Raw genomic sequence first — 25,844 nt, 5'->3', positions numbered from 1 at the left:
CTGCGGCTTACCAGGTTTGGGTGGCCTTGAACTTCTCGATACCGGCTTTCATGCCAGCGTCGATTTCGTCATTGAAGTCACCCTTCACGTTGATCTTCGCCATCAATTCGGCGTGATCGCGGTTGAAGAAAGCAATCAGCGCTTGTTCAAAGCTGCCGATCTTGGCGATTTCGACGTCAGTCAGGAACCCACGCTCAGCGGCATACAGCGACAGCGCCATGTCAGCGATCGACATTGGTGCGTATTGCTTCTGCTTCATCAGCTCGGTAACGCGCTGACCATGCTCAAGTTGCTTACGGGTCGCTTCGTCCAGGTCAGAAGCGAACTGGGCGAATGCCGCCAGTTCACGGTACTGAGCCAGAGCGGTACGGATACCACCGGAGAGCTTCTTGATAATCTTGGTCTGAGCGGCACCACCCACACGGGATACCGAAACACCGGCGTTCACAGCAGGACGGATCCCGGAGTTGAACATGGCCGATTCCAGGAAGATCTGACCGTCGGTGATGGAAATCACGTTGGTCGGAACGAACGCGGAAACGTCGCCAGCCTGGGTTTCGATGATCGGCAGTGCGGTCAGGGAACCGGTTTTGCCGGTCACTGCGCCGTTGGTGAACTTCTCTACGTATTCTTCCGAAACGCGGGATGCGCGCTCCAGCAGACGGGAGTGGAGATAGAACACGTCGCCTGGGTAAGCTTCACGGCCTGGTGGACGGCGCAGCAGCAGGGAAATCTGGCGGTATGCCACTGCTTGCTTGGACAGATCGTCATAAACGATCAGCGCGTCTTCACCGCGGTCGCGGAAGAATTCACCCATGGTGCAACCGGAGTACGGTGCCAGGAATTGCAGCGCAGGAGATTCCGAAGCACTGGCAGCCACGATGATCGTGTTGGCCAAAGCGCCGTTTTCTTCCAGCTTGCGAACCACGTTGGCGATGGTCGATTGCTTCTGACCGATTGCTACGTAGACACAGAAAATTCCGCTGTTTTTCTGGTTGATGATCGCGTCGATCGCCAGAGCGGTTTTACCGATCTGACGGTCACCGATGATCAGCTCACGCTGGCCACGGCCGACAGGGATCATGGCATCGACAGCCTTGTAGCCAGTCTGTACAGGCTGGTCTACCGACTTACGCCAGATCACGCCTGGAGCAACTTTCTCGACCGCATCGGTCAAGGTGTTGTTCAGCGGACCTTTGCCGTCAACCGGGTTACCCAGTGCGTCGACTACGCGACCCAGCAGTTCCTTACCAACCGGAACTTCGAGGATGCGGCCGGTGCACTTGGCGCTCATGCCTTCAGCCAGAGACTGGTAAGCGCCCAATACAACGGCACCTACGGAGTCTTGCTCCAGGTTGAGAGCCATACCGAAGACGCCGCCCGGAAACTCGATCATCTCGCCGTACATAACGTCGGCCAGACCGTGAATCCGCACGATACCGTCAGATACGCTGACGACAGTGCCTTCGTTACGGGCTTGGGAGGTCACATCGAGCTTGTCGATGCGGCCCTTGATAATTTCACTTATTTCGGAAGGATTGAGTTGCTGCATTGCTCTGCTGCCCCTTCAAACTCAAGATTTCAATGCTTCGGCAAGGTTCGCGAGTTTGCCGCGAATCGAGCCATCGATAACCAGGTCGCCGGCGCGGATGACAACGCCCCCAATCAGGGATTTGTCTTCCTCGACTTGCAGGCGCACTTCCCGGTTGAGTCGTGCACTGAGAACCTTGGCGAGTTTGTCTTGCTGTTCTTGGTTCAATGCAAAAGCACTGGTCACTTCAACGTCTACCGACTTCTCTTGTTCAGCCTTGTACAGGTCGAACAGAGCGGAAATCTCCGGCAAAAGCGGGAGACGGTCGTTTTCGGCAACGACGTTAATGAAGTTCTGTGCCTTGGCATCAAACTTGTCGCCGCACACGTCAATAAACGTGGCGGCCTTGTTTGCGCTCGTCAGTCGCGGGGCCTTGAGCACGCGCTGCATGGTGTCGTCTTGCGACACTGCTGCAGCCAGGCCGAGCATGGCTGACCAAGAGGCCAGTTGCTGGTGGGCCTGGGCGTGCTCGAAGGCTGCCTTAGCGTAAGGTCGGGCCAACGTGGTCAATTCTGCCATGATCGCCCTCGCTTAAATTTCAGCAGCCAGTTTGTTTACCAGCTCCGCGTGCGCGTTTTGATCGATTGTGGCACCCAGGATCTTCTCGGCGCCGCCGACAGCCAGTGCACCCAATTGGGCACGCAGCGCGTCTTTGACACTGTTCAGTTCCTGCTCGATCTCGGCCTGAGCCTGAACCTTCACACGGTCAGCGTCGATACGGGCTTTTTCAACAGCCTCTTCAACGATCTGGTTACCGCGTTTCTTGGCTTGCTCAATGATTTCGGCTGCCTGAGCTTTCGCTTCGCGCAGTTGTTGACCCGCTTTATCTTGGGCCAACTCCAGGTCGCGAGCTGCTCGGGCGGCAGCGTCCAGTCCATCCGCGATCTTCTTCTGACGTTCGTGCAAAGCCGCGATGACCGGAGGCCATACGAACTTCATGCAAAAAAGTACAAAAATTAAGAACGCAACGGACTGGCCAATCAGGGTTGCATTAATGTTCACGCCAACACCTCGCTCGTTCGTTGCACAACACACTAATCACTCGACGATTCGAGTGATTAGCCAGCGAGTTGACCAACGAATGGGTTCGCGAAGGTGAAGAACAGAGCGATACCAACACCGATCATGGTTACGGCGTCGAGCAGACCGGCAACGATGAACATTTTAACTTGCAGCATTGGAACCATTTCTGGCTGACGCGCGGCGCCTTCCAGGAACTTGCCGCCCAACAGGCCGAAACCAATTGCGGTACCCAGTGCGCCCAGGCCGATCAACAGTGCAACAGCGATAGCGGTTAGACCAACTACAGTTTCCATCTTTCCTCCCGACTTTTACGTCGTATGGTTTAGGTTTTTTAGATTTTAAAGCGGTAAAACAAATCGTTTCATAGCCCTGTTCGGGCACCCACCCGTGTTACCGGGTGGGACATCAGACTAGTCGAGACTGGTCTTAATGGTTCTCTTCGTGCGCCATCGAAAGGTAAACGATGGTCAGCATCATGAAGATAAACGCCTGCAGGGTGATGATCAGGATGTGGAACACAGCCCACGCCCACTGCAGAACTACGCCCAGGCCGCTAAGCCAGAGCAGACCGCTGCCGAACATCACAGCAATCAAAATGAAGACCAGTTCGCCGGCATACATGTTGCCGAACAGACGCAGTGCCAACGAGATTGGCTTGGCAATCAGTGTCACGAACTCAAGCAGGAAGTTCACCGGAATCAGCAGGGCTTGAACGAAGATGTTCTTGCTGCCGAATGGGTGCAGGGTCAGTTCGCCGATGAAACCGCCGATGCCCTTGACCTTGATGCTGTAGAAAATGATCAACGCGAATACCGACAGGGCCATGCCCAGGGTAGCGTTCGGGTCAGTAGTCGATACGGCGCGGAACGGAATGTGCGGATCGCCGGAGATCAACATGGCCACTTGAGGAATCCAGTCAACCGGAATCAGGTCGACGGCGTTCATCAGGAAGACCCAGACGAAGATGGTCAGCGCCAACGGTGCAATCACCGGGCTACGGCCATGGAAGCTGTCTTTCACGCTGCCATCGACGAATTCGACCAATACTTCAACGAAGTTCTGCAAAGCACCAGGCTGACCGGAAGTCGCCTTCTTCGCCGCCATGCGGAAAAGAAGAACGAAAATCAGACCCAACGCGACCGACCAGCCGAGAGTATCGACGTGGAAAGCCCAGAAGCCCATTTCTTTGGCTTCTGCTGCGGTGTGGGCAAAACCCCACCCGCCAGTTGGGTGCTGACCGAAGGTCAGGTTCTGCAAGTGGTGCTGGATATAGCCCGAAGCGGTTGTCTCTGCCATGGTTGCCTCAAACGCCCTAAGGTCTCGAAAGTCTTGTTCTCATTAGCAGGGGAGCGAACCAGCTAACCAGTTGGGTCAGCACGAAGACGCCGAAGACTGCTAACGGCGCCAATGGCTTCACACCTGCAAACGTCAATGCAAACAGCACTGCCGTCAAAATCAGTTTGCCCGCCTCGCCGGCATAAAAAGACCGGACGATGGCTTGAGCTGCTCGGGCGCCGGAAAACCGAAATGCCCTGTGAGCGAAATAAATATTGGGAAGCAAGGCTATCAGGCCTCCGCAGAGTCCTGAGTACCCGGCAACGACTCCATGCCATTGCCAGAGCGCCAAAGCGGCAATCAGCAAAACGACAAATTGAGCCATTAACACCGGAAAAACTGCCAGGCGATGGAACGGCAAGCGGTCTGGCGTGCGGTTTTCCATCTCTTTTGCTCCCCAATGGTCGGCTGCCAGAATTCAATAACTTGGCATAATTTGTGCCGACAAAATGCGCGCAGAGTATAGGGGCGGTTCTGCCCCTATTCAACTGTCAGGTAGTGATTTCCGACTTCACGCTACATGAGGAATTGTTTCAGCGGATGTGTGCAAGCACACCTTGAAGCTCATCAAGAGAGTTGTAGCCGATCACCAGCTGCCCCTTACCCTTCTTTCCGTGGCGGATCTGCACCGCAGAGCCTAGGCGCTCGGCCAGGCGCTGCTCGAGTCGGGCGATATCCGGGTCTGGTTTTGCAGGTTCCACAGGCTCCGGTTTGCCACTCAACCACTGGCGAACCAGTGCTTCAGTCTGGCGAACAGTCAGCCCTCGTGCGACAACGTGTCGCGCCCCTTCGACTTGTTGGTTTTCCGGCAAACCGAGCAAGGCACGGGCATGACCCATTTCCAGGTCGCCGTGAGACAGCATGGTTTTGATGACTTCAGGCAGCGCAATCAGACGCAACAGATTGGCCACGGTGACGCGGGACTTACCCACAGCCTCTGCCACTTGTTGCTGAGTCAGCTGGAATTCCTGCTGCAAACGCTGCAAGGCCACTGCTTCTTCGATCGGATTGAGGTCTTCGCGCTGGATGTTCTCGATCAGCGCCATGGCGATGGCGGTTTCATCCGGCACATCGCGAACCATCGCCGGGATGGTTTCCTGGCCAGCCTGCTGGCTGGCGCGCCAGCGGCGTTCGCCGGCGATGATTTCGAAGCGCCCGCTGCCGATCGGGCGAACCACGATCGGTTGCATCACGCCCTGGGCCTTGATCGACTGCGCCAGCTCTTCCAGCGCTTGAGGATCCATGTCCCGACGCGGCTGGTACTTGCCACGCTGGATCAGGTCCAGGGGCAGGTGCTGCAGCTCACGCTGATCGGCTTGCACCGCCTGCTCTTCCAGCGAGCTGACAGTCGGACCACTCAGCAGTGCATCCAGTCCACGTCCGAGACCTCGTTTCTTGACGGCCATGGGGATTCCTTAAGTTGCCTGAGCAGCGGCGATGCGTGAATTTTTGCGCTGACGGCGAACCATCTCGCCCGCCAATGCCAGATAGGCAATCGCGCCCCGCGATGATTTGTCGTACGCCAGCGCCGGCATGCCATAGCTTGGCGCTTCGGCCAAGCGGATGTTGCGTGGAATCACGGTGTCGTAGAGCTGATCGCCGAAGTGTTCCTTGAGCTGCGCCGATACGTCGTTCATCAGGCTCAGGCGCGGGTCGTACATGGTCCGCAACAGGCCTTCGACTTTCAGGTTCGGGTTCAGCAGTTCGGCAATCCGCTTGATGTTATCCACAAGGTCGCTCAACCCTTCGAGCGCGAAGTACTCGCACTGCATGGGGATAATTACCCCGTCGGCGGCAACCAGCGCGTTGAGCGTTAACATCGACAGCGACGGCGGGCAGTCGATCAAAATGTAATCGTAGTTTTCACGGATCGGCGCCAACGCACTGCGCAGACGACTTTCCTTCATCTGCATTTCCAGCAGAACGACTTCAGCCGCGGTCAGGTCGCGGTTGGCCGGCAGTAATTGATAACCGCCGTGCTCGGAATAGTGCATGGCCTGAGCCAGATCGCATTCACCGATCAGCAGGTCGTAGACCGAGTTTTCCAGGCCGTGTTTATCCACACCGCTACCCATGGTGGCGTTGCCCTGTGGATCGAGATCGATCAACAGCACCCGACGCTTGGTAGCGACCAGGGAAGCTGCGAGGTTGATGCAGGTGGTGGTCTTGCCCACACCACCCTTTTGGTTCGCTATCGCGAATACCTTAGCCATTCTTGCTTGTGTTCCCAATCATGCCGTGCGGCGCAGTATCAGCAGATGGCGTTGGCCTTGGCAACCAGGTACGGCCAGGGCGTGTTCGCTATCGAGGTGGAAGTCTGCCGGCAATGCTACCAGCTCATCGGCGGGATGAACGCCCTTCATTGCCAGCCAACGTGTTTCGGCGTCGCCCAAATGGCGAGTCCAGTTGCTGAAGTTCTCCATGCTGCTGAACGCACGGGAAATGATCCCGTTGAATGGCAGTTCAGGCTGGAAGGCTTCGACGCGACTGTGGATAACTTGCAGGTTATCCAGTTTGAGTTCGAGTTTTACCTGGGTCAGGAAGCGGGTTTTCTTGCCGTTGCTATCCAGGCAGGTCACTTGCGACTCGGGAAACAGGATCGCCAGGGGAATCCCCGGCATGCCGCCGCCACTGCCCACGTCCAGCCAACGGCCGTTTTCGATGAAGGACATAACGCTCAGGCTATCGAGCAAATGCCGTGAAACCATTTCGTCCGGATCACGCACTGCCGTGAGGTTGTAGGCCTTGTTCCATTTTATCAACAGGGCCAGATAACCCAGCAGCTGTGCATGCTGGGCTTCCGTCAGGTTGACACCGAGCTGGCGAGCACCTGTGGATAACTCTTCGGCGTGTTGCGAGGTGACCAACGAACTCAAGCGCTTTGCTCCAACTGACGGCCCGCGCCGCGTTTTTTCAAATGAATCATCAACAGCGAAATCGCTGCCGGGGTCACGCCCGGAATACGCGACGCCTGGCCCAGGGTCTCTGGACGGGTCGCACCTAGCTTGCTCTGGATCTCTTTCGAGAGACCAGAGATGTTCGTGTAATCGATATCCACAGGCAGTTTTGTGTCTTCGCTGGCCCGCAGCCGTGCGATTTCGTCCTGCTGGCGATCGATATAACCGGCGTATTTAGTCTTGATTTCGACCTGTTCGGCGACCTGTGGATCTTCTGCGCCCCCGCCGGTCACGGCGATCAGACCAGCGTAGTCGATTTCCGGACGGCTCAGCAGGTTGAGCAAATTGTATTCGTGGGTCAGCGGCGTACCGAATTTCTCGGAAATCGCATCGCCCTGCTCGGTGCCTGGGCGAACCCAAGTACTTTTCAGGCGTTGCTCTTCCAGGTCGATGCTCTCGCGTTTCTTGCAGAACGCTGCCCAACGCGCGTCATCGACCAGACCCAATTCGCGACCTTTTTCGGTCAAGCGCAGGTCGGCGTTGTCTTCGCGCAGGATCAAACGGTATTCGGCGCGGGACGTGAACATCCGATACGGTTCCTGGGTACCCAGGGTAATCAGGTCGTCGACCAAAACGCCGATGTACGCTTCGTCGCGACGCGGGCACCAGGCATCTTTGCCCTGAGCACGCAGTGCGGCGTTGGCTCCGGCCAGCAAACCTTGGGCGCCGGCTTCTTCGTAACCGGTGGTGCCGTTGATTTGCCCGGCGAAGAACAAACCGCCGATCACTTTGGTTTCCAGGCTGTACTTCAGGTCACGCGGGTCGAAGTAGTCGTACTCGATGGCGTAGCCAGGCCGAACAATGTGCGCGTTTTCCATGCCGCGGATCGATTGCACGATCTGCAGCTGCACGTCGAACGGCAAGGATGTGGATATCCCGTTCGGGTACAGCTCGTGGGTGGTCAGACCTTCCGGCTCGATGAACACCTGGTGGCTTTCCTTGTCGGCAAAGCGGTGGATCTTGTCTTCGATCGATGGGCAATAACGCGGGCCGATACCTTCGATCACACCGGAATACATCGGCGAACGATCAAGGTTCGAAGCAATGATTTCGTGGGTACGGGCGTTGGTGTGGGTAATCCAGCAGCTGACCTGTTTCGGATGCTGCTCTTTGGAGCCCATGAACGACATCACCGGAATCGGCGTATCCCCTGCCTGCTCGGTCATCACCGAAAAATCCACAGTGCGACCGTCGATACGCGGCGGTGTACCGGTTTTCAGGCGACCAACACGCAATGGCAGTTCGCGCAGACGATGAGCCAGCGCAATCGATGGCGGATCACCGGCGCGACCGCCGGAATAATTCTGCATGCCGATGTGGATAAGTCCACCGAGGAAGGTGCCAGTGGTCAACACCACGGAATCTGCGAAGAAACGCAGGCCCATTTGGGTGACAACACCGCGCACTTGTTCCTGCTCGACGATCAGATCGTCAGCAGCCTGTTGAAATATCCACAGGTTCGGCTGGTTTTCCAACGCTTCGCGGACAGCTGCCTTGTACAGAACCCGATCTGCCTGTGCGCGGGTTGCACGCACGGCTGGGCCTTTGCGGCTGTTCAATACGCGAAACTGAATACCGCCTTTATCGGTAGCCATGGCCATCGCGCCGCCCAGGGCATCGATTTCTTTAACCAAATGGCTTTTGCCGATCCCGCCAATGGCGGGGTTGCAACTCATGGCACCGAGGGTTTCCACGTTATGCGTCAGCAACAGGGTTTTTGCCCCCATACGTGCTGACGCCAGTGCTGCCTCGGTACCGGCATGACCGCCGCCGATGACGATCACTTCAAAACGGGAAGGGAAATCCACCACGCACCTCGTGCCTGCTTCAGTCAGGTAATTCGGAAATAGTTTGAGCTCAGGTTTTTGGACCTGGTCGGCAAGTATAGGGACTTCGCCCTTCCTAAAGAACCCTTTGCACAAAATTTAACCAGCTGTGGAGAAGTCGAGGTTATAGAAATTAAAAAGAGAGAAATTTATTAAATCTTTGTTTTTATGTTTATTTCTACTGAGCCACCTTTCTGTGGATAGATTGATACAGCCCTTTATTTTCAATATGTACAGAGATTCAAAACCCTGTGGTCATGTGCCAAGGAGGCCCTTGGATAACCGGTTTAAGCCTGTGGATGAAAGGGGTGGTTATCCACAGAGGCGGTTATCTTCAGTTTTGAGGCCTTGTTATCAACTGCCCTTAGCGGCACTTATTCACAGGGCTTAATCCACAGAAAAGCCGTCGAATGAGCAAATCCCGGGCAAGGGAAATCCGCTCAAGCGAAGAATCTGCTCGGCAACGGGAAAAAAAATCAGAAAAGGAGAGAACAGACAGGCCTGAATGGCCTGTCTGGGGACATCAGAAAGGACTATTTACCGATACAGAAGCTGGAAAAGATCCTTCCCAGCAGATCATCGGAGCTGAATGCACCGGTGATTTCGCCCAAAGACTGCTGCGCCTGCCGCAAATCTTCGGCGAGCAGTTCACCGGCACCCGCTAACGTTAGCTGCGCACGGCCATGCTCGAGGGACGCACTCGCATGACGCAATGCCTCCAGGTGACGCCTGCGAGCGCTGAAGCTGCTTTCGGAGGTCTGCTCGTAACCCATGCAGGCCTTGAGGTGCTCACGCAGTAACTCCAGGCCTTCACCGGCAGACCTCGCACTGAGGCTGATAGTAACGTGGCCATCGTTGCTGACTTCCAGGGCAATCGCTTCGCCCGTCAGGTCTGCCTTGTTACGGATCAGCGTAACTTTTGCCGGATCCGGGCGGGTTTCGAGGAATTCGGGCCACAAGGCAAAGGGATCAAGGGCTTCGGGAGCGGTGGCATCGACCACCAGCAATACCCGATCTGCCTCGCCGATGGCTTTCAATGCCCGTTCGACGCCAATTTTTTCCACCTGATCATCGGTATCCCGCAAGCCGGCAGTATCGACCACGTGTAACGGCATGCCATCGATGTGGATATGTTCGCGAAGAATGTCTCGGGTAGTGCCGGCAATCTCGGTCACGATCGCAGCTTCACGTCCAGCCAAGGCATTCAGAAGGCTGGACTTACCGGCATTCGGCCGGCCGGCGATGACCACGGTCATGCCGTCGCGTAGCAAGGCTCCTTGCCCGGCTTCACGCATCACTGTGGATAATTCGTCGCGCACTTTGTCGAGCATGCTCAGGACGTGGCCGTCGGCGAGGAAGTCGATTTCTTCTTCGGGAAAGTCGATGGCTGCCTCGACGTAAATGCGCAGGCCTATCAGTTGCTCGGTGAGGTTATGCACACGCTGGGAAAACGCACCCTGCAACGAACGCAGGGCATTTCGTGCCGCCTGTGCAGAACTTGCCTCGATCAAGTCGGCAATGGCTTCGGCCTGAGCCAGATCGAGTTTGTCGTTGAGGAAGGCGCGCTCGCTGAATTCACCCGGCCGGGCCAGACGACAGCCCAGTTCAAGGCAACGCTTGAGCAGCATATCCAGAACGATCGGCCCGCCGTGGCCCTGCAGCTCAAGCACATCTTCGCCGGTGAACGAGTTCGGTCCCGGGAAATATAGGGCGATGCCCTCGTCCAGCACCTCTTCGTTTGCACTGAGGAACGGGCCGTAATGGGCAAACCGCGGTTTCAGTTCGCGACCGCTGATGGCTTTGGCCGCCAGACTCGCCAGCGGCCCGGAAATACGGACGATGCCCACACCGCCGCGACCTTGAGCGGTGGCGACGGCAGCGATGGTTTCACGAGGAACGCTCATAAACCGGTATCCAGACAAAAGTGACAGATAGCAAAACGCCCCACTAGGGGGCGTTTTGAGTGGTTATCCACAGAGTAAGTTACGCCTCGGCTTTTTTGGTAGCCGCTTCGATCTTACGCGTGATGTACCACTGTTGTGCGATGGACAGCACGTTGTTCACAACCCAGTACAGCACCAGACCTGCCGGGAACCACAGGAAGAAGAAGGTGAAGATGATTGGCATCATTTTCATGACCTTCGCCTGCATCGGATCCGGAGGAGTCGGGTTCAACTGCTGCTGGATGAACATGGTTGCACCCATGATGATCGGCAGAATGAAGAACGGATCCTTGATCGACAGGTCAGTAATCCACAGCATGAACGGCGCCTGGCGCATTTCCACGCTTTCCAGCAGAACCCAGTACAGCGAAAGGAAAACCGGCATCTGCACGAGGATTGGCAAGCAGCCACCCAGCGGATTGATCTTCTCTTTCTTGTACAGCTCCATCATGGCTTGCGACATTTTCTGCCGGTCGTCGCCATGTTGCTCTTTCAGCGCGGCCAGTTTCGGTGCCACTGCACGCATGCGCGCCATGGATTTGTAGCTGGCAGCCGACAGCGGGAAGAAAATCCCCTTGATCAGCATGGTCAGGAAGATGATCGACCAGCCCCAGTTACCGACCAGCGCGTGGATATGTTGCAGCAACCAGAAGATTGGCTGGGCAATGAACCACAAAATGCCGTAGTCGACGGTCAATTCCAGACCTGGGGACAACTCTTTCAGCACAGCCTGGCTTTTCGGACCTGCGTACAGAACGGCGCTGGTTTCGGCTTTTGCACCTGGCGCGACAGTCATTGCCGGGGCGGTGTAGCCGATGATGTAGTTGCCTTTGCTGTCTTTACGGGTCTGGACGATATTGTTTTCGCCCTTGACCGGAATCCAGGCAGTCACGAAGTAGTGCTGCAACCAGGCAACCCAACCACCGGTGACGGTTTCTTTCAGCTGAGCCTTGTCCATGTCGCTCATCGACACTTTCTTGTACGGCTCGTTACTTGTCCACAGGGCGGCGCCCAGGTAAGTCGCGGTGCCGGTGGCGGTGCTGGAAGAAGGATCGGAGCTGGCATCGCGCTTCAGTTGCGCGAACATTGCACCGGACCAGGGCTGAGCGCTCTGGTTGTCGATCAGGTAGGAAACGGTTACGTCATACAGGCCACGTTTCAGCGTGAAACGCTTGATGTAGTTGACGCCGTCCTTGCTGAACTTCAGGTCCGCGACCAATTGGTCTTGACCGTCAGCCAGTTGATAAATCTTCTTCTCGGAGGAGTAAACCGGACGACCGGCAGGACTTGCGTCCGGACCGTTGGTGCCGATCAGGCCACTTTGAGCCAGATAAGTCCGCTCGTTGCCGTTATCAAACAGCTGGAATGGAATTTCCGGATGGTCCTGGCGACGTGGATACAGCGGCAACGTCAACTGGGCAACATCGCCACCTTGTGGATCGATTGCCAGGTTGAGCACATCCGTTTTGATCTGGATGAGGTCTTTGCTTGCAGCTACTGGTGTTTCAGCAGGTGCAGTTGCACTGGTATCGCTTGCGGCGCGGGGAATGTCGTCACTGACAGAAGCATTATTGCCAGTCGCCGTATCCGGTAGGCCCGGAGCGGTAGTACTGGAAGCAACATTCTGAGTCGGCAGGGCAGCCTGGCCATAGTCCTGGTTCCATTTAAGAACCATAACGTAGGACACGATTGCCAGGGCGACGATCAGGATCGTGCGTTTGATATCCATGATTACTCGGCCATCGAAGAAGAACGGGAGGTAGGGATAGATGGAACCGGGTCATAACCACCGGGATTCCACGGATGACAGCGACCTAAACGACGAAAGGTCAGCCAGCCACCGCGCAGAAGGCCATGATTTTCTATGGCTTCATACGCGTAGCAGGAACAACTGGGGTAGAAACGACAGTGACTGGCCATCAGGGGACTGATGGCATAGCGATAAAACTGGATCGGAACGAGTGCCAGTTTACGCATCGGGACTGTCTACCCCTACAGTTTCGGTTTTGACTGCTGGTACCGGCTTGCTGCGTGCCAGACGTTTCCAGAGCTTGTCGAAATGCTGAATCAATTCGGGGCTTTCTACGTCACCCAAACCTTTGCGCGCGACGATAACAATGTCCCAACCGACCAGTAAATCCTGGTTCAGGCGAAACGATTCGCGCATCAGACGTTTGAGGCGATTGCGCTCGACGGAGAGCTTTACGCTCTTTTTCCCGATAACCAGCCCGAGACGGGGGTGATCAAGATCGTTATTGCGCGCAAGGAGCAGGAGATTTTTCCCCGGAACCTTGCCGGTAGGGGAGTCAAAGACTGCCTTGAAATGCCGGGGAGTAAGCAGACGCTTTTCCCGACTGAAGTCCTGACTCACCTCCAGTGCCGGATTATCAAACTGCCAGACGCGCACGACCTTTGGCGCGACGACGCGACAGGACGGCACGACCGTTCTTGGTAGCCATGCGAGCACGGAAACCGTGGGTACGAGCGCGTTTGATAGTGCTTGGTTGGAAAGTACGTTTCATTGTCGTGTTACCTGGTTCGTCCACAACGGGCCGGAATGGCCCCCGTTTTAAGAGACCGGGGATTCTAGAGAAAGCAAGCCTCTAGGTCAATTTCCAACCAGCGTTTCCTTATAAATAGATCTCCAGACGATTTGCTCGTCGAAGCTCGTTCGCTAGATATAGAAATAAAGAAGGGAATTATTTAAAGCTTTTCTGTAAAGCTTATAAAAGCTAGGGTCACGTTCATCTGTGGATAACTACCTTTAGCCCTTCTAAACCGTGATGTACAGAGAATGACAACTACGGTGGAAAACGGTGGTCAGCCTGTGCTGCGCTGTCGGATAAGCTGTGTATGGAAAGGCTAGTTATCCACAGGCAGGTTATCCACCGAGTTTCGCCCCCACTTGTCCAATGCCCTCATGGGCGGTTATCCACAGAGCTTATTCACATACCGCTGGTCTTCTTTTCCAGGGTTAACGCATTGATAAATCATGCCCTGTGCGCAACCTGCATGTGGATAAGTGGACGTCTGGTCGCTACAATGACCGCTTGTTTTTGCCTCACCGGCTTTCAACTTAGGGGATATCCGTGTCAGTGGAACTTTGGCAGCAGTGCGTAGAGCTTTTGCGCGATGAGCTGCCTGCCCAACAATTCAACACTTGGATCCGTCCACTACAGGTCGAAGCCGAAGGCGACGAGCTGCGTGTCTACGCGCCGAATCGTTTTGTTCTCGACTGGGTCAATGAAAAGTACCTGGGCCGCGTCCTTGAACTGCTGGATGAGCATGGCAATGGCCTGGCGCCGGCGCTCTCCTTATTAATAGGCAGCAAACGCAGTTCGGCGCCGCGTGCGGCACCTAATGCTCCATTGGCCGCCGCGGCGTCCCAGGCCCAGGCCGCTCAAGCGCCTGTCAGCGCTCCGGCGCCAGCCCCGGCAGCTGCATCGACCAAGCGTGCGACACAAAAGGTTGCTGAAGTCAGTGAAGAGCCGTCCCGCGACAGCTTCGATCCAATGGCCGGCGCCAGTTCGCAACAGGCTCCGGTTCGCGCCGAACAGCGTACGGTGCAGGTCGAAGGCGCGCTCAAGCACACCAGCTACCTGAATCGTACTTTTACCTTCGAGAACTTCGTCGAAGGCAAGTCCAACCAACTGGCCCGGGCTGCGGCCTGGCAGGTGGCGGACAACCCCAAGCACGGCTACAACCCGCTCTTCCTTTATGGCGGTGTCGGCTTGGGTAAAACCCACTTGATGCATGCTGTGGGTAACCACCTATTAAAGAAGAATCCGAATGCCAAGGTTGTGTACCTGCATTCCGAGCGTTTCGTTGCGGACATGGTCAAGGCCTTGCAGCTGAATGCGATCAACGAGTTCAAGCGCTTCTACCGCTCGGTGGATGCGTTGCTGATCGATGACATTCAGTTCTTCGCCCGCAAGGAACGCTCCCAGGAAGAATTTTTCCACACCTTCAACGCCCTGCTTGAAGGTGGCCAGCAGGTCATTCTTACCAGTGACCGCTATCCGAAAGAAATCGAAGGCCTTGAAGAACGCCTGAAGTCACGTTTCGGCTGGGGCCTGACGGTTGCCGTCGAGCCACCGGAGCTGGAAACCCGCGTGGCGATCCTGATGAAAAAGGCCGACCAGGCCAAGGTCGATCTGCCACACGACGCGGCGTTCTTCATTGCCCAGCGTATTCGCTCCAACGTCCGTGAGCTGGAAGGCGCGCTTAAACGCGTGATCGCCCACTCGCACTTCATGGGTCGCGATATCACTATCGAGCTGATTCGCGAATCCCTGAAAGACTTGTTGGCGCTGCAAGACAAACTGGTGTCTGTGGATAACATTCAGCGCACCGTCGCCGAGTATTACAAGATCAAGATCTCCGACTTGCTGTCCAAGCGTCGTTCACGCTCGGTAGCACGTCCGCGTCAGGTCGCCATGGCGTTGTCCAAGGAATTGACCAACCACAGCCTGCCGGAAATCGGCGATGTGTTTGGTGGCCGCGACCACACGACTGTTTTGCACGCCTGCCGCAAGATCAACGAGCTTAAGGAATCCGACGCGGACATCCGCGAGGACTATAAGAACCTGCTGCGTACACTGACTACTTGATGAACACCAGCGCAGCTTATTAAGGCAAGGGACTAGACCATGCATTTCACCATTCAACGCGAAGCCCTGTTGAAACCCCTGCAACTGGTCGCAGGCGTCGTCGAGCGCCGACAGACCTTGCCGGTGCTCTCCAACGTGCTGCTGGTTGTCGAAGGCCAGCAACTGTCGCTGACCGGTACCGATCTGGAAGTCGAGCTGGTCGGTCGTGTGCAACTCGAAGAGCCTGCGGACCCGGGCTCCATCACTGTGCCTGCGCGCAAGCTGATGGACATCTGCAAGAGTCTGCCGAACGATGCGCTGATCGACATCAAGGTCGATGAGCAGAAGCTCGTAGTAAAGGCCGGCCGTAGCCGCTTCACCCTGTCGACCCTGCCAGCCAATGACTTCCCGACCGTGGAAGAAGGCCCAGGCTCGCTGACCTGCAGCCTTGAGCAAAGCAAACTGCGTCGTCTGATTGAACGCACCAGCTTCGCCATGGCGCAGCAGGACGTACGTTACTACCTCAACGGCATGCTGCTGGAAGTCTCGGCGGGGATCATCCGCGCCGTGGCGACGGACGGTCACCGTCTGGCCATGTGTTCGATGCAGGCCGATATCGGTCAGCCGGATCGTCATCAGGTGATCGTACCGCGCAAAGGTATTCTGGAGCTGGCGCGTCTGCTGACCGAACCGGACGGCAACGTCAGCATCGTGCTGGGCCAGCACCACATTCGCGCCACCACCGGCGAGTTCACCTTCACCTCGAAACTGGTCGACGGTAAATTCCCTGACTACGAGCGTGTTCTGCCCAAAGGCGGCGATAAGCTGGTACTCGGCGATCGCCAGGCGTTGCGCGAGGCGTTCAGCCGTACCGCGATTCTGTCCAACGAGAAGTACCGTGGCATCCGTCTGCAACTGGCCAATGGTCAGCTGAAGATTCAGGCGAATAACCCGGAACAGGAAGAAGCGGAAGAAGAAGTGGGCGTTGAGTACAACGGAGGCTCTCTGGAAATCGGCTTCAACGTGAGCTATTTGCTCGACGTGCTGGGCGTGATGACCACCGAGCAGGTTCGCTTGATCCTGTCCGACTCCAACAGCAGTGCGCTGGTGCAAGAGTCCGACAACGACGACTCGGCCTACGTTGTCATGCCGATGCGTCTGTAATCATGCTCAGCAGAAGCTAGATGTCCTTAAGTCGCGTCTCGGTCACCGCGGTGCGCAATCTGCACCCGGTGACCTTCTCCCCCTCCCCCCGAATAAACATTCTTTACGGCGCCAACGGCAGCGGCAAAACCAGTGTTCTGGAAGCCATTCATCTGCTGGGGCTTGCCCGTTCGTTTCGTAGCAGCCGTCTGTCACCCGTCATTCAATACGAGCAATTGGCGTGTACGGTGTTTGGCCAGGTCGAACTGGCTGAGGGTGGACATAGTGCGCTGGGGATATCTCGCGACCGCCAGGGCGAGTTTCAGATCCGCATCGATGGGCAGAACGCCCGAAGTGCTGCGCAACTTGCAGAGATCCTGCCGTTGCAGTTGATCAACCCGGACAGCTTCCGCCTGCTGGAAGGTGCGCCGAAGATTCGCCGACAGTTTCTCGACTGGGGTGTGTTCCACGTGGAACCCCGATTCATGTCCACGTGGCAGCGCTTGCAGAAGGCCTTGCGCCAGAGAAACTCTTGGCTGCGACATGGTACACTTGACGCCGTTTCGCAAGCGGTTTGGGACAGAGAACTGTGCCAGGCCAGCGCTGAAATAGATGAATACCGCCGCGCTTACATCAAAGCCTTGAAACCAGTCTTTGAACAGACCTTGAGCGAACTGGTTGAGCTTGAGGGCTTAACGCTCAGCTATTACCGAGGTTGGGACAAAGACCGTGAGTTGAGTGCCGTGCTCGCCGGGTCCCTTCAGCGGGATCAGCAAATGGGTCATACCCAAGCCGGACCACAACGCGCTGATTTGCGTCTTAGATTGGGCGCACATAACGCCGCGGACATCTTGTCTCGTGGCCAGCAGAAGTTGGTGGTCTGTGCATTGCGGATCGCCCAAGGGCACTTGGTTAGCCAGGCCCGTCGCGGCCAGTGTATTTATCTGGTGGATGACCTGCCGTCTGAACTGGACGAGCACCACCGTCGCGCGCTTTGCCGCTTGCTGGAAGACTTACGCTGCCAGGTCTTTATCACCTGTGTAGATCACGAATTATTGAGGGAAGGCTGGCAGACGGAAACGCCAGTCGCTTTGTTCCACGTGGAACAGGGCCGTATCACCCAGACCCACGACCATCGGGAGTGAAGGCATTGAGCGAAGAAAATACGTACGACTCAACGAGCATTAAAGTGCTGAAAGGCCTGGATGCCGTACGCAAACGTCCCGGTATGTACATTGGTGACACTGACGATGGCAGTGGTCTGCACCACATGGTGTTCGAGGTGGTCGATAACTCGATCGACGAAGCTTTGGCCGGCCATTGCGACGACATCAGCATTATCATCCACCCGGACGAGTCCATCACCGTTCGCGACAACGGTCGTGGCATCCCGGTAGACGTGCACAAAGAAGAAGGCGTTTCGGCAGCCGAGGTCATCATGACCGTGCTGCACGCCGGCGGTAAGTTCGACGATAACTCCTACAAGGTATCCGGCGGTCTGCACGGTGTAGGTGTGTCGGTGGTGAACGCACTGTCCAAAGAACTGATCCTGACCGTTCGCCGCAGCGGCAAGATCTGGGAACAGACTTATGTCCACGGTGTTCCGCAAGAGCCGATGAAAATCGTTGGCGAGAGCGAAACCACTGGCACCCAGATTCACTTCAAACCTTCGGCTGAAACCTTCAAGAACATCCATTTCAGCTGGGACATCCTGGCCAAGCGGATTCGCGAACTGTCCTTCCTCAACTCCGGTGTCGGCATCGTCCTCAAGGACGAGCGCAGCGGCAAGGAAGAGTTGTTCAAGTACGAAGGCGGTCTGCGTGCGTTCGTTGAATACCTGAACACCAACAAGACTGCGGTCAATCAGGTGTTCCACTTCAACATCCAGCGTGAAGACGGCATCGGCGTGGAAATCGCCCTGCAGTGGAACGACAGCTTCAACGAGAACCTGTTGTGCTTCACCAACAACATTCCGCAGCGCGATGGCGGTACTCACCTGGTGGGTTTCCGTTCCGCACTGACGCGTAACCTGAATACCTACATCGAAGCTGAAGGTCTGGCGAAGAAGCACAAAGTTGCCACCACCGGTGACGACGCCCGCGAAGGCCTGACCGCGATCATTTCGGTAAAAGTGCCGGATCCGAAGTTCAGCTCCCAGACCAAAGACAAGCTGGTGTCTTCCGAAGTGAAGACCGCGGTCGAACAGGAAATGGGCAAGTACTTCTCCGACTTCCTGCTGGAGAACCCGAACGAAGCCAAGCTGGTTGTTGGCAAGATGATCGACGCGGCGCGTGCGCGTGAAGCAGCGCGTAAGGCCCGTGAGATGACCCGCCGTAAAGGCGCGCTGGACATCGCCGGCCTGCCGGGCAAACTGGCTGACTGCCAGGAAAAAGACCCTGCCCTCTCCGAACTGTACCTTGTGGAAGGTGACTCTGCTGGCGGCTCCGCCAAGCAGGGACGCAACCGACGCACCCAGGCCATCCTGCCGCTCAAGGGCAAGATCCTGAACGTGGAGAAGGCACGCTTCGACAAGATGATCTCTTCTCAGGAAGTGGGCACCTTGATCACTGCGCTCGGCTGCGGCATTGGCCGCGACGAGTACAACATCGACAAGCTGCGTTATCACAACATCATCATCATGACCGATGCTGACGTCGACGGTTCGCACATCCGTACCCTGTTGCTGACCTTCTTCTTCCGTCAGTTGCCAGAGTTGATTGAGCGCGGTTACATCTACATCGCTCAGCCACCGCTGTACAAGGTCAAGAAAGGCAAGCAAGAGCAATACATCAAAGACGACGACGCCATGGAAGAGTACATGACGCAGTCGGCCCTGGAAGACGCGAGCCTGCACCTGAACGAGGAAGCCCCGGGTATCTCCGGCGAAGCCCTTGAGCGTCTGGTGAATGATTTCCGCTTGGTGATGAAGACCCTCAAGCGTTTGTCGCGCCTGTATCCGCAGGAACTGACCGAGCACTTCATCTACCTGCCAGCGGTGAGCATGGAGCAACTGTCCGATCACGCAGCGATGCAGGATTGGATGGCTCAGTTCGAAGTTCGTCTGCGCACCGTCGAGAAATCCGGCCTGGTTTACAAAGCCAGCCTGCGTGAAGACCGTGAACGTAACGTCTGGCTGCCAGAGGTCGAGTTGATCTCCCACGGCCTGTCGAACTACATCACCTTCAACCGCGATTTCTTCGGCAGTAACGATTACAAGACTGTTGTGTCGTTGGGCGCTCAATTGAGCACCTTGCTGGACGACGGGGCGTACATCCAGCGCGGCGAGCGCAAGAAGCCGGTCACCGAATTCAAGGAAGCACTTGAATGGCTGATGGCTGAAAGCACTAAGCGTCACACGATCCAGCGCTACAAAGGTCTGGGCGAAATGAACCCGGATCAGCTGTGGGAAACCACCATGGACCCAAGCCAGCGCCGGATGCTCAAAGTGACCATCGAAGACGCCATTGGCGCGGACCAGATCTTCAACACCCTGATGGGTGATGCGGTCGAACCCCGTCGTGACTTCATCGAAAGCAACGCCTTGGCGGTTTCCAACCTGGACTTCTGATCCGGCAGGACCGCTAAAACGAAAAAGGCCAACGCTTAGCGTTGGCCTTTTTTATTGATCGTCGAAACGTCGTCATTCGCTAGCAGTGGCCACGCTCTCAAGCCGATACCCATACCCGTAAATCGTCAGCAGTTGCCAACCGCGATCAGCCGTCAGGCCCAGCTTGTTGCGCAGGCGATAAATGTGAGTATCCAGCGGGCGCGAGGAGACTATTTCTTCATGAGTCCAAAAGCGCTCATACAAGTATTCACGGGACAAAGGTCGGCCCAGATTGGCGAACAGGCAACGGGCGAGACGGTATTCCCGTTCGGTCAGGCTGATGGGGGTGGCGGCGCGGGTGACGGTGAGTTCGGCGTCGTCGAATTCGAGGTCATTGAAGGTCAGTATTTCGGTGGCTGCCGCGCGTTGCAGCCCATGACGACGTAGCACCGCGCTGACCCGAGCCATCAGCTCATTGGGACGAAACGGTTTGCTCACATAATCGTCGGCCCCGGCGTTCAATGCCTGGACGATATCGCTTTCGGTATCGCGACTGGTGAGCATGATCGCGGCTGGTGGCACGTCCATGTGTTCACGGGTCCAGCGTAACAATGCCAGGCCGCTGATATCGGGCAGTTGCCAATCGAGGATCAGCAGATCGAAGGTCTCCCGCCGGAGTTGCCGTAGCAGGTCCTCTCCCCGCTCGAAGCAATGCAGCATCCACGCCTGCTCTCCCGTGACGGGGATCTGTCGCAGTGTCTGTTCCACCCGGCGGAGTTCGGCGGGCTCGTCATCCAGTATTGCGACACGCATGCCGAGTGTTTCCTTCATCTCGTAAGTGCAAAGTAAAAATTCCCACGGGAGTTTAGGCTGATTGATTGAATCTGAACAATTGTGGCGGATTGCTGCGAAGTTCCCAAGTATGGCTACGCTGATGTCACTTCGCCGGTAGGCGATGAACCATCGGCAGAATGCTTAAGAGGGACTGTGGGGAAGATGCGTCTAGAGATTCTCTCTAATGGATTCACAAGGTTGGCAGCGTTGATGTTGGCGGCTGGTCTTGGCCTGGGATGTACCACGGTTCAGTCGACTCCAATCATTGACCATGAGGCTAGACCGCGTTACTTCGGTCCAACGGAGACAAACACGGTCGTGGGGGACTCGCCAGGCTTTGCCCCGATGCACTCCCCCCCGATGGAGTCCGTAGAGCTCGACATCCCTTCAACGCAACAACGCTGGGTGTTTTAGCCTTCGGCCAATTCTGAACAAATATTGAGAATCGGCTCGCAAGGTCACTTATGCCGGTAAATTCGTTGTCGCTGAGCGGCACAGGGGCATTGGGATGTGCCCCGACGCAGGGAGCGTCAACGCCAATTCTGCAGGGCCGTCGATCGCCGGTTTTCGGCGAGTCTGCAGTTCAGGGGAAAACACGGAGTGCCTGCTCAGCTCCGACACAGGGATGTGTCATTTCCTTTACCCCATGGCTATCTGCCAGAGCATCCAGTCAGGTATCGTGCGTCAAGCGCGTACGTTTCCCCGGCAAGATTTCCATAAGAGCATAAAAAGCAATCCATGAACCCCATGACCTTATTGCTCCCCCGCCGTTCGGGTGTCTGTCTTTTACTGGTTGCTGGCCTGATGGGATTGTTCACCCAGAGTGCATCAGCGACTGTCGCCTCGGCAAAACGCCTGCCTTATATCGATGAAAACCAACAATGCCGTGGCCAACCACTACCGGCGACTGTCGAGCATTTGACCGGCGAAGCCTGGAAGCTGGACGCCAAAGGCAAGCAGACGCCACTGCAGGAAGGTACGTCGATTGACGAGCAGGAAGGCATCAAGACATCGCCCTCGGCATTTGTCAGCCTGTCCCTGGGTGATGGCTCGCGGATGGTGTTGCCCTCCAGTTCCCATATCACCTTGCATCTCAATGAAGAACATTCGATCCCTCAGGTCATTCTTGAGCAGGGGCAGGTTGAGTCGTATGTGATCAAGCGGGCCAGCGACCGTGATCGCTTTCAGATCGTCACGCCGGTCGGCGTACTGGGCGTACGGGGCACGCATTTCCGGGTGCGCAACGATGACGATGGCCAGGCGCTACTGGAGGTTCTGAACGGGCAAGTCGCGGTTAATCGTGATGTGGAAACGTCGGGCGCCCGCCCTGCCCGGTCGGCTGCCAAACGGACTCAGAGCCCTGAGGATGACGAGGTCCAGGTCATGGCCCGTCAAGGTTTGCGTATTCAGAAACAAGGCGCGTTGACGCCAATCGACTTGTTACCCGCCCCAGGTTTGTTGGGGCAGGCCGGTCAGACGGGTAATGTGCCTATCTGGCAATTGATCATGAAACCCATCGAAGGGGCTACGCGTTATCGGGCGCAAGTGGCTACCGACGAAGCCTTTCTGGACATCAAGCAAGAGCAGTTTTCCAGCACACCCGAGGTCAAGTTCAGCGGGCTGAAAGCGTTTTTCTACCATGTTCGCCTGTCAGCCTATGATGCTCAGGGGTTAGAGGGAGAGACCGGGGTGTATGACATTTTCTATTACCCCAGGACCACGCGTGTCCAATAGCGCCCTGGCAGACGACCGATGAAGAACCGGCCAAGGAAGGATGACCGCGAGCCGACCCAGGCTCAGCGATTGTTTCGGCGGATGGTCCGTGAGTGGCTGTGGGTCTGTCTGATTCTGTTGCCGCTGACGGCGATGCTGTCCATGAGTCAGGGTCTGGTCCTGAGCAAACTGCTCTACGACAACCTGCGCCGACTGAACCCGCTGCCGGTGGACCCGCGAATACTCATTGTCACGATCGACGACTACAGCTTGCAGCAGATCGGCCAATGGCCGTGGTCGCGGGCGACGCACGCGCAACTGCTGGATCGGCTCAGCGCCGCGAACGTTAAAGGCGTTCTATTCGACGTAATTTTCAGCGAGCCTGATAGCGAACCCGAGAACGATCACCTTTTGGCTCAGGCGGCCTGCCGGGCCGGTAATGTTTTCGTGCCGCTGCTGCGCGAAGATGTAGCGCGTTATGGTCAGCCCTTGGGGGAAATTGAACCAGTGGATCCGCTGAACCACTGTGCCAAAGGCGTCGGGCATATCAATGCCGAAGCGGACGCCGACGGGATCGTGCGCAGCGTGTATTTAAGCGAAGGACCGGCGCAAAAAACACGCCCGCAACTGGCCTGGCTGCTGTACGAAGAAACCCTCGCCGATAAGGGAAATGCACCAATGCCGGGTACCCCGGCGCTGCCATCGGTGCAAGGCTGGCAGCGAGCCCACGAAATACGGATTCCTTTCATCCATTCCGACGCGGGCTTTCCCACTGTGCCCTACGTCAGCGTATTGCGCGGTGAAGTCCCACCCGAATTGCTGCGCGATCGCTTGATCCTGATCGGCTCGACCGCTGCAGGCCTGGGCGACCGCTACGTGACACCGCAATCGGCCAGCATCGGCACCACATCGGGCATCGAGATTCAGGCGAATATCCTCAACGGACTGCTACAAAAGCGCAACATTGTGGTTCTCGATAAGCGCTTGGCGGCGTTGCTATCGGTAGTGATTGTCGGAGAGTTGCTGGGCCTGCTCTTGGTGCGTCCGCGTCGCGCCCTATGGCTGACCCTAGGTGCAATGGCCGCTGCTCTGCTGGGCTCGGGTGTACTGTTGCGGCTTGGCTGGTGGTGGTCCCCGGCTGCGAGCCTGCTAGGGATGATGCTGGGTTATCTGATCTGGAATTGGCGAAGGCTGAACGCGGTGCTCGCCTATTTCGGCTGGGAACTGGCGCGCCTGGACAGCGAGCCAAAAGTTTTTCCCGAACGTCGTCGCACCCAGGCTCCGGCCGGTGATGTGCTGCAAGGGCAAATCGTTGCGCTGGAGCAGGCTATGAGCCGGACCCGCGACACCCGACGTTTCATCGCCGATGGACTTGAATACCTGCCGGTGGCGACGCTGATCAGCGATCCGAACGGACGTATTCTGCTGGCCAACCGCAAGGCTCGAGAAGTGTTTTGTCGTGGTCTGGTGGGCGAAGACATGCTCGAGCAACTGAGCGACCTGGGTTACCCGGTGCCGTCCAACGGAATGCCATCTGCGTTGTCGACCCTGGAGCCGTTGGAGTTTCGTGACACTCAGGCACGTAGTCTGCGTCTGGACCTGGCACCGCTGTTGCCGGCCGAGGGCGACTCCGTGATTGGCTGGCTACTGAGCCTTACTGACTTGAGCGTCGAGCGGGACGCCGAAGAACAGCGCGCCGTACTGCTGCGCTTTTTGTCTCACGACCTCAGAGCTCCTCACTCTGCAATTCTGGCCTTGCTCGATGTTCAGCGGCATCAGGTGTCCGGCGACACTCAAGTGTTCAGTCAGATCGAGTTACAAGTGCGCAAAGCGCTGAACTTGACCGAGGCTTTTGTGCAGTTGGCAAAAGCCGAGTCCGAGGCCTATCAGTTTCAGCCGAGCATGTTCGCAATGTTGTTGCTCGATACCTTCGACCAAGCCTCGAGCATCGCTCATCTGAAGAATATTCAGTTGCTGCATGACCTCGACGAAGACGCCGAAGCGCTGGTCCTGGCCGATCAATCGCTACTGACACGGGCACTGTTCAACCTATTGGAAAACGCCATCAAGTACAGTCCGGCGGGGTCGCGGATCTCGGTGCGGGTGAGTTGTGCCGAGGGCTGGCTACTGTGCGAAATCGCCGATCAGGGCCGAGGGATTGCTGTCGATGAACTTCCCGAGTTGTTCTGTCAGTATCGGCGTTTTGCCTCGGCTCATGGCAGCGACGGTCTGGGGCTGGGTTTGTCCATGGTCAAGGCCGTGGTAGATCGTCACGGCGGGCGGATTTCCTGTCGTAGCGTGGTGGGGCAAGGCTCGACGTTCAGCGTCCAGTTACCGCTATTGAGCGAGTGATACAGACGTTTTCAGCGGGCATAAAAAAACCGGCTATATCAGCCGGTTTTTTTACGTCCTAAATAAACTTATGCACCTTTTTCGACGTTTTATTTACTTAAGAAATATGTATGTAAATCATAAGCTTAATAGCTAAAAACGACGTTTTTCAACAAAACGGTACACAGGTTATCCACAGAATCTCAGACAGTCACTTGATCAGTAGCGTTGGGTGCCGCCGGAGCTGCTGGCAGTGAACCCATCTCGCGCTGCATCTGTTCGTTCCAGGCCTGCACCCGATCATTCAGATCGGCGATGGCCCGCGGCCCACTACCCTCGGCGTACATTGGCGCGCCAATGATCACGGTGATCACGCCCTCCTGCTTCGCCCAACCGGCTTTTGGCCAGAATTTGCCGGCATTGTGCGCAATCGGCAACACCGGTAATGACGCATTGACAGCCAACGCGGTGCCACCGCGGGAGAACTTGCCGATGGTGCCGTAAGGAACGCGAGTCCCTTCCGGGAAGATCAGTACCCAGACATTGTCCTTGAGCAGCTCATCGCCCTTCTTCGCCACATGCTTGAGCGCTGCTTTCGGGTTGCCACGATCGATGGCGATCGGTCGCAGCATGGCCATGGCCCAGCCGAAGAACGGAACGTAGAGCAGTTCGCGCTTGAGCACCTGGCTCAGGGGCTCGAAGTACGCCGAGAGAAAGAATGTTTCCCAAGTGCTCTGGTGGTTCGACTGAATCACGCAGGGCTGGTCAGGCACGTTCTCGGCACCCTTCACTTCATAACGGATACCCAGAAAGACTTTGCTCAGCCACAAGGCGCAGCGGCACCAGTACACGTTGATAAAGCGATAGCGCGCCTTGAATGGCAGAAACGGCGCGATAAAAAAGCTCAGGGTGCACCAGAGCAAAGAGCTGGTGCCCAGCAGCAGGTAAAAGAGGAAAGTTCTGATGGCCTGCAGTATCGACATGGCGACATTTACCGTTGCGGGCATTGCCC

Annotated in this window: 23 protein-coding genes; 6 read left to right on the top strand and 17 right to left on the bottom strand. The window is 56.6% G+C overall.

The annotated features are described in order from the left end of the window. Positions 1-7: 7 nt before the first annotated feature. The 15 genes from atpA to rpmH form a co-directional block, all read right to left on the bottom strand. Positions 8-1,552 (bottom strand): F0F1 ATP synthase subunit alpha, encoded by a 1,545-nt coding sequence (gene atpA, locus TU81_RS26435; protein ID WP_038980430.1) that lies wholly within the window; start codon positions 1,550-1,552, stop codon positions 8-10. 21 nt (positions 1,553-1,573) lie between these two features. Beyond that, positions 1,574-2,110, bottom strand: coding sequence for a F0F1 ATP synthase subunit delta (locus tag TU81_RS26430; RefSeq protein WP_038980428.1), 537 nt, complete (start codon positions 2,108-2,110; stop codon positions 1,574-1,576). Between the two features lie 12 nt (positions 2,111-2,122). Continuing rightward, on the bottom strand, positions 2,123-2,593 hold the full coding sequence (locus tag TU81_RS26425) for a F0F1 ATP synthase subunit B (RefSeq protein ID WP_007903028.1): 471 nt from the start codon (positions 2,591-2,593) through the stop codon (positions 2,123-2,125). A gap of 56 nt (positions 2,594-2,649) precedes the next feature. Continuing rightward, on the bottom strand, positions 2,650-2,907 hold the full coding sequence (gene atpE / locus TU81_RS26420) for a F0F1 ATP synthase subunit C (RefSeq protein WP_002555987.1): 258 nt from the start codon (positions 2,905-2,907) through the stop codon (positions 2,650-2,652). A 133-nt stretch (positions 2,908-3,040) separates the two neighbouring features. Beyond that, positions 3,041-3,910, bottom strand: a complete 870-nt coding sequence (gene atpB, locus TU81_RS26415) for a F0F1 ATP synthase subunit A (protein WP_007903023.1) — start codon at positions 3,908-3,910, stop codon at positions 3,041-3,043. A gap of 16 nt (positions 3,911-3,926) precedes the next feature. Beyond that, complete coding sequence (locus tag TU81_RS26410) at positions 3,927-4,334, bottom strand: F0F1 ATP synthase subunit I (protein WP_007903021.1); 408 nt, start codon at positions 4,332-4,334, stop codon at positions 3,927-3,929. Positions 4,335-4,482: 148 nt separating this feature from the next. Continuing rightward, positions 4,483-5,355 (bottom strand): ParB/RepB/Spo0J family partition protein, encoded by an 873-nt coding sequence (locus tag TU81_RS26405; RefSeq protein WP_008007888.1) that lies wholly within the window; start codon positions 5,353-5,355, stop codon positions 4,483-4,485. 9 nt (positions 5,356-5,364) lie between these two features. Next, the gene (locus tag TU81_RS26400; protein WP_008007890.1) at positions 5,365-6,162 is read right to left on the bottom strand and encodes a ParA family protein; all 798 of its coding nucleotides are present in this window, start codon (positions 6,160-6,162) and stop codon (positions 5,365-5,367) included. A gap of 18 nt (positions 6,163-6,180) precedes the next feature. Further along, positions 6,181-6,825 carry a 16S rRNA (guanine(527)-N(7))-methyltransferase RsmG gene (rsmG, locus tag TU81_RS26395; RefSeq protein WP_038980416.1) on the bottom strand — a complete coding sequence of 215 codons (645 nt, stop codon included), beginning with the start codon at positions 6,823-6,825 and terminating at the stop codon, positions 6,181-6,183. Further along, the gene (gene mnmG / locus TU81_RS26390; protein WP_038980414.1) at positions 6,822-8,714 is read right to left on the bottom strand and encodes a tRNA uridine-5-carboxymethylaminomethyl(34) synthesis enzyme MnmG; all 1,893 of its coding nucleotides are present in this window, start codon (positions 8,712-8,714) and stop codon (positions 6,822-6,824) included. The genes rsmG and mnmG overlap by 4 nt, the downstream gene beginning before the upstream one ends. A 551-nt stretch (positions 8,715-9,265) precedes the next feature. Then, positions 9,266-10,636, bottom strand: coding sequence for a tRNA uridine-5-carboxymethylaminomethyl(34) synthesis GTPase MnmE (gene mnmE / locus TU81_RS26385; RefSeq protein WP_038980412.1), 1,371 nt, complete (start codon positions 10,634-10,636; stop codon positions 9,266-9,268). Between the two features lie 79 nt (positions 10,637-10,715). Next, a complete protein-coding gene (gene yidC, locus TU81_RS26380) occupies positions 10,716-12,404 on the bottom strand; it encodes a membrane protein insertase YidC (RefSeq protein WP_038980411.1) in 1,689 nt (562 codons plus the stop codon). A gap of 2 nt (positions 12,405-12,406) precedes the next feature. Continuing rightward, on the bottom strand, positions 12,407-12,652 hold the full coding sequence (gene yidD, locus TU81_RS29940; protein ID WP_052966011.1) for a membrane protein insertion efficiency factor YidD: 246 nt from the start codon (positions 12,650-12,652) through the stop codon (positions 12,407-12,409). Beyond that, on the bottom strand, positions 12,645-13,046 hold the full coding sequence (gene rnpA / locus TU81_RS26375) for a ribonuclease P protein component (protein WP_038983561.1): 402 nt from the start codon (positions 13,044-13,046) through the stop codon (positions 12,645-12,647). The genes yidD and rnpA overlap by 8 nt, the downstream gene beginning before the upstream one ends. Before the next feature lie 16 nt (positions 13,047-13,062). Continuing rightward, a complete protein-coding gene (gene rpmH, locus TU81_RS29935) occupies positions 13,063-13,197 on the bottom strand; it encodes a 50S ribosomal protein L34 (RefSeq protein WP_003213577.1) in 135 nt (44 codons plus the stop codon). A gap of 567 nt (positions 13,198-13,764) precedes the next feature. On the opposite strand from rpmH, the gene dnaA reads away from it, so the two are divergent. The 4 genes from dnaA to gyrB are packed head-to-tail and all read left to right on the top strand — an operon-like array spanning position 13,765 to position 19,975. Beyond that, complete coding sequence (gene dnaA / locus TU81_RS26370) at positions 13,765-15,285, top strand: chromosomal replication initiator protein DnaA (protein WP_038980409.1); 1,521 nt, start codon at positions 13,765-13,767, stop codon at positions 15,283-15,285. Between the two features lie 39 nt (positions 15,286-15,324). Then, on the top strand, positions 15,325-16,428 hold the full coding sequence (gene dnaN / locus TU81_RS26365; RefSeq protein ID WP_007903001.1) for a DNA polymerase III subunit beta: 1,104 nt from the start codon (positions 15,325-15,327) through the stop codon (positions 16,426-16,428). Between the two features lie 20 nt (positions 16,429-16,448). Then, positions 16,449-17,552 (top strand): DNA replication/repair protein RecF, encoded by a 1,104-nt coding sequence (gene recF / locus TU81_RS26360; RefSeq protein WP_048397363.1) that lies wholly within the window; start codon positions 16,449-16,451, stop codon positions 17,550-17,552. Positions 17,553-17,557: 5 nt separating this feature from the next. Then, on the top strand, positions 17,558-19,975 hold the full coding sequence (gene gyrB, locus TU81_RS26355; protein WP_007902994.1) for a DNA topoisomerase (ATP-hydrolyzing) subunit B: 2,418 nt from the start codon (positions 17,558-17,560) through the stop codon (positions 19,973-19,975). 72 nt (positions 19,976-20,047) lie between these two features. Here gyrB and TU81_RS26350 read toward each other — a convergent pair whose 3' ends face one another. Next, on the bottom strand, positions 20,048-20,767 hold the full coding sequence (locus tag TU81_RS26350; protein WP_048397362.1) for a response regulator transcription factor: 720 nt from the start codon (positions 20,765-20,767) through the stop codon (positions 20,048-20,050). A gap of 825 nt (positions 20,768-21,592) precedes the next feature. Between TU81_RS26350 and TU81_RS26345 the strand changes: the two genes are divergently transcribed. Continuing rightward, a complete protein-coding gene (locus TU81_RS26345) occupies positions 21,593-22,522 on the top strand; it encodes a FecR family protein (RefSeq protein ID WP_173667534.1) in 930 nt (309 codons plus the stop codon). Between the two features lie 18 nt (positions 22,523-22,540). Next, positions 22,541-24,853 carry a CHASE2 domain-containing protein gene (locus tag TU81_RS26340; protein WP_038980401.1) on the top strand — a complete coding sequence of 771 codons (2,313 nt, stop codon included), beginning with the start codon at positions 22,541-22,543 and terminating at the stop codon, positions 24,851-24,853. Positions 24,854-25,035: 182 nt separating this feature from the next. Here TU81_RS26340 and TU81_RS26335 read toward each other — a convergent pair whose 3' ends face one another. Further along, entirely contained in the window at positions 25,036-25,815 is a 780-nt protein-coding gene (locus TU81_RS26335) for a lysophospholipid acyltransferase family protein (protein WP_038980400.1), read from the bottom strand. Positions 25,816-25,844: the final 29 nt, after the last annotated feature.

Source organism: Pseudomonas lini (assembly GCF_001042905.1).
Taxonomy (GTDB): domain Bacteria; phylum Pseudomonadota; class Gammaproteobacteria; order Pseudomonadales; family Pseudomonadaceae; genus Aquipseudomonas; species Aquipseudomonas lini.
This window is presented reverse-complemented; position numbering and strand designations above follow the sequence as displayed.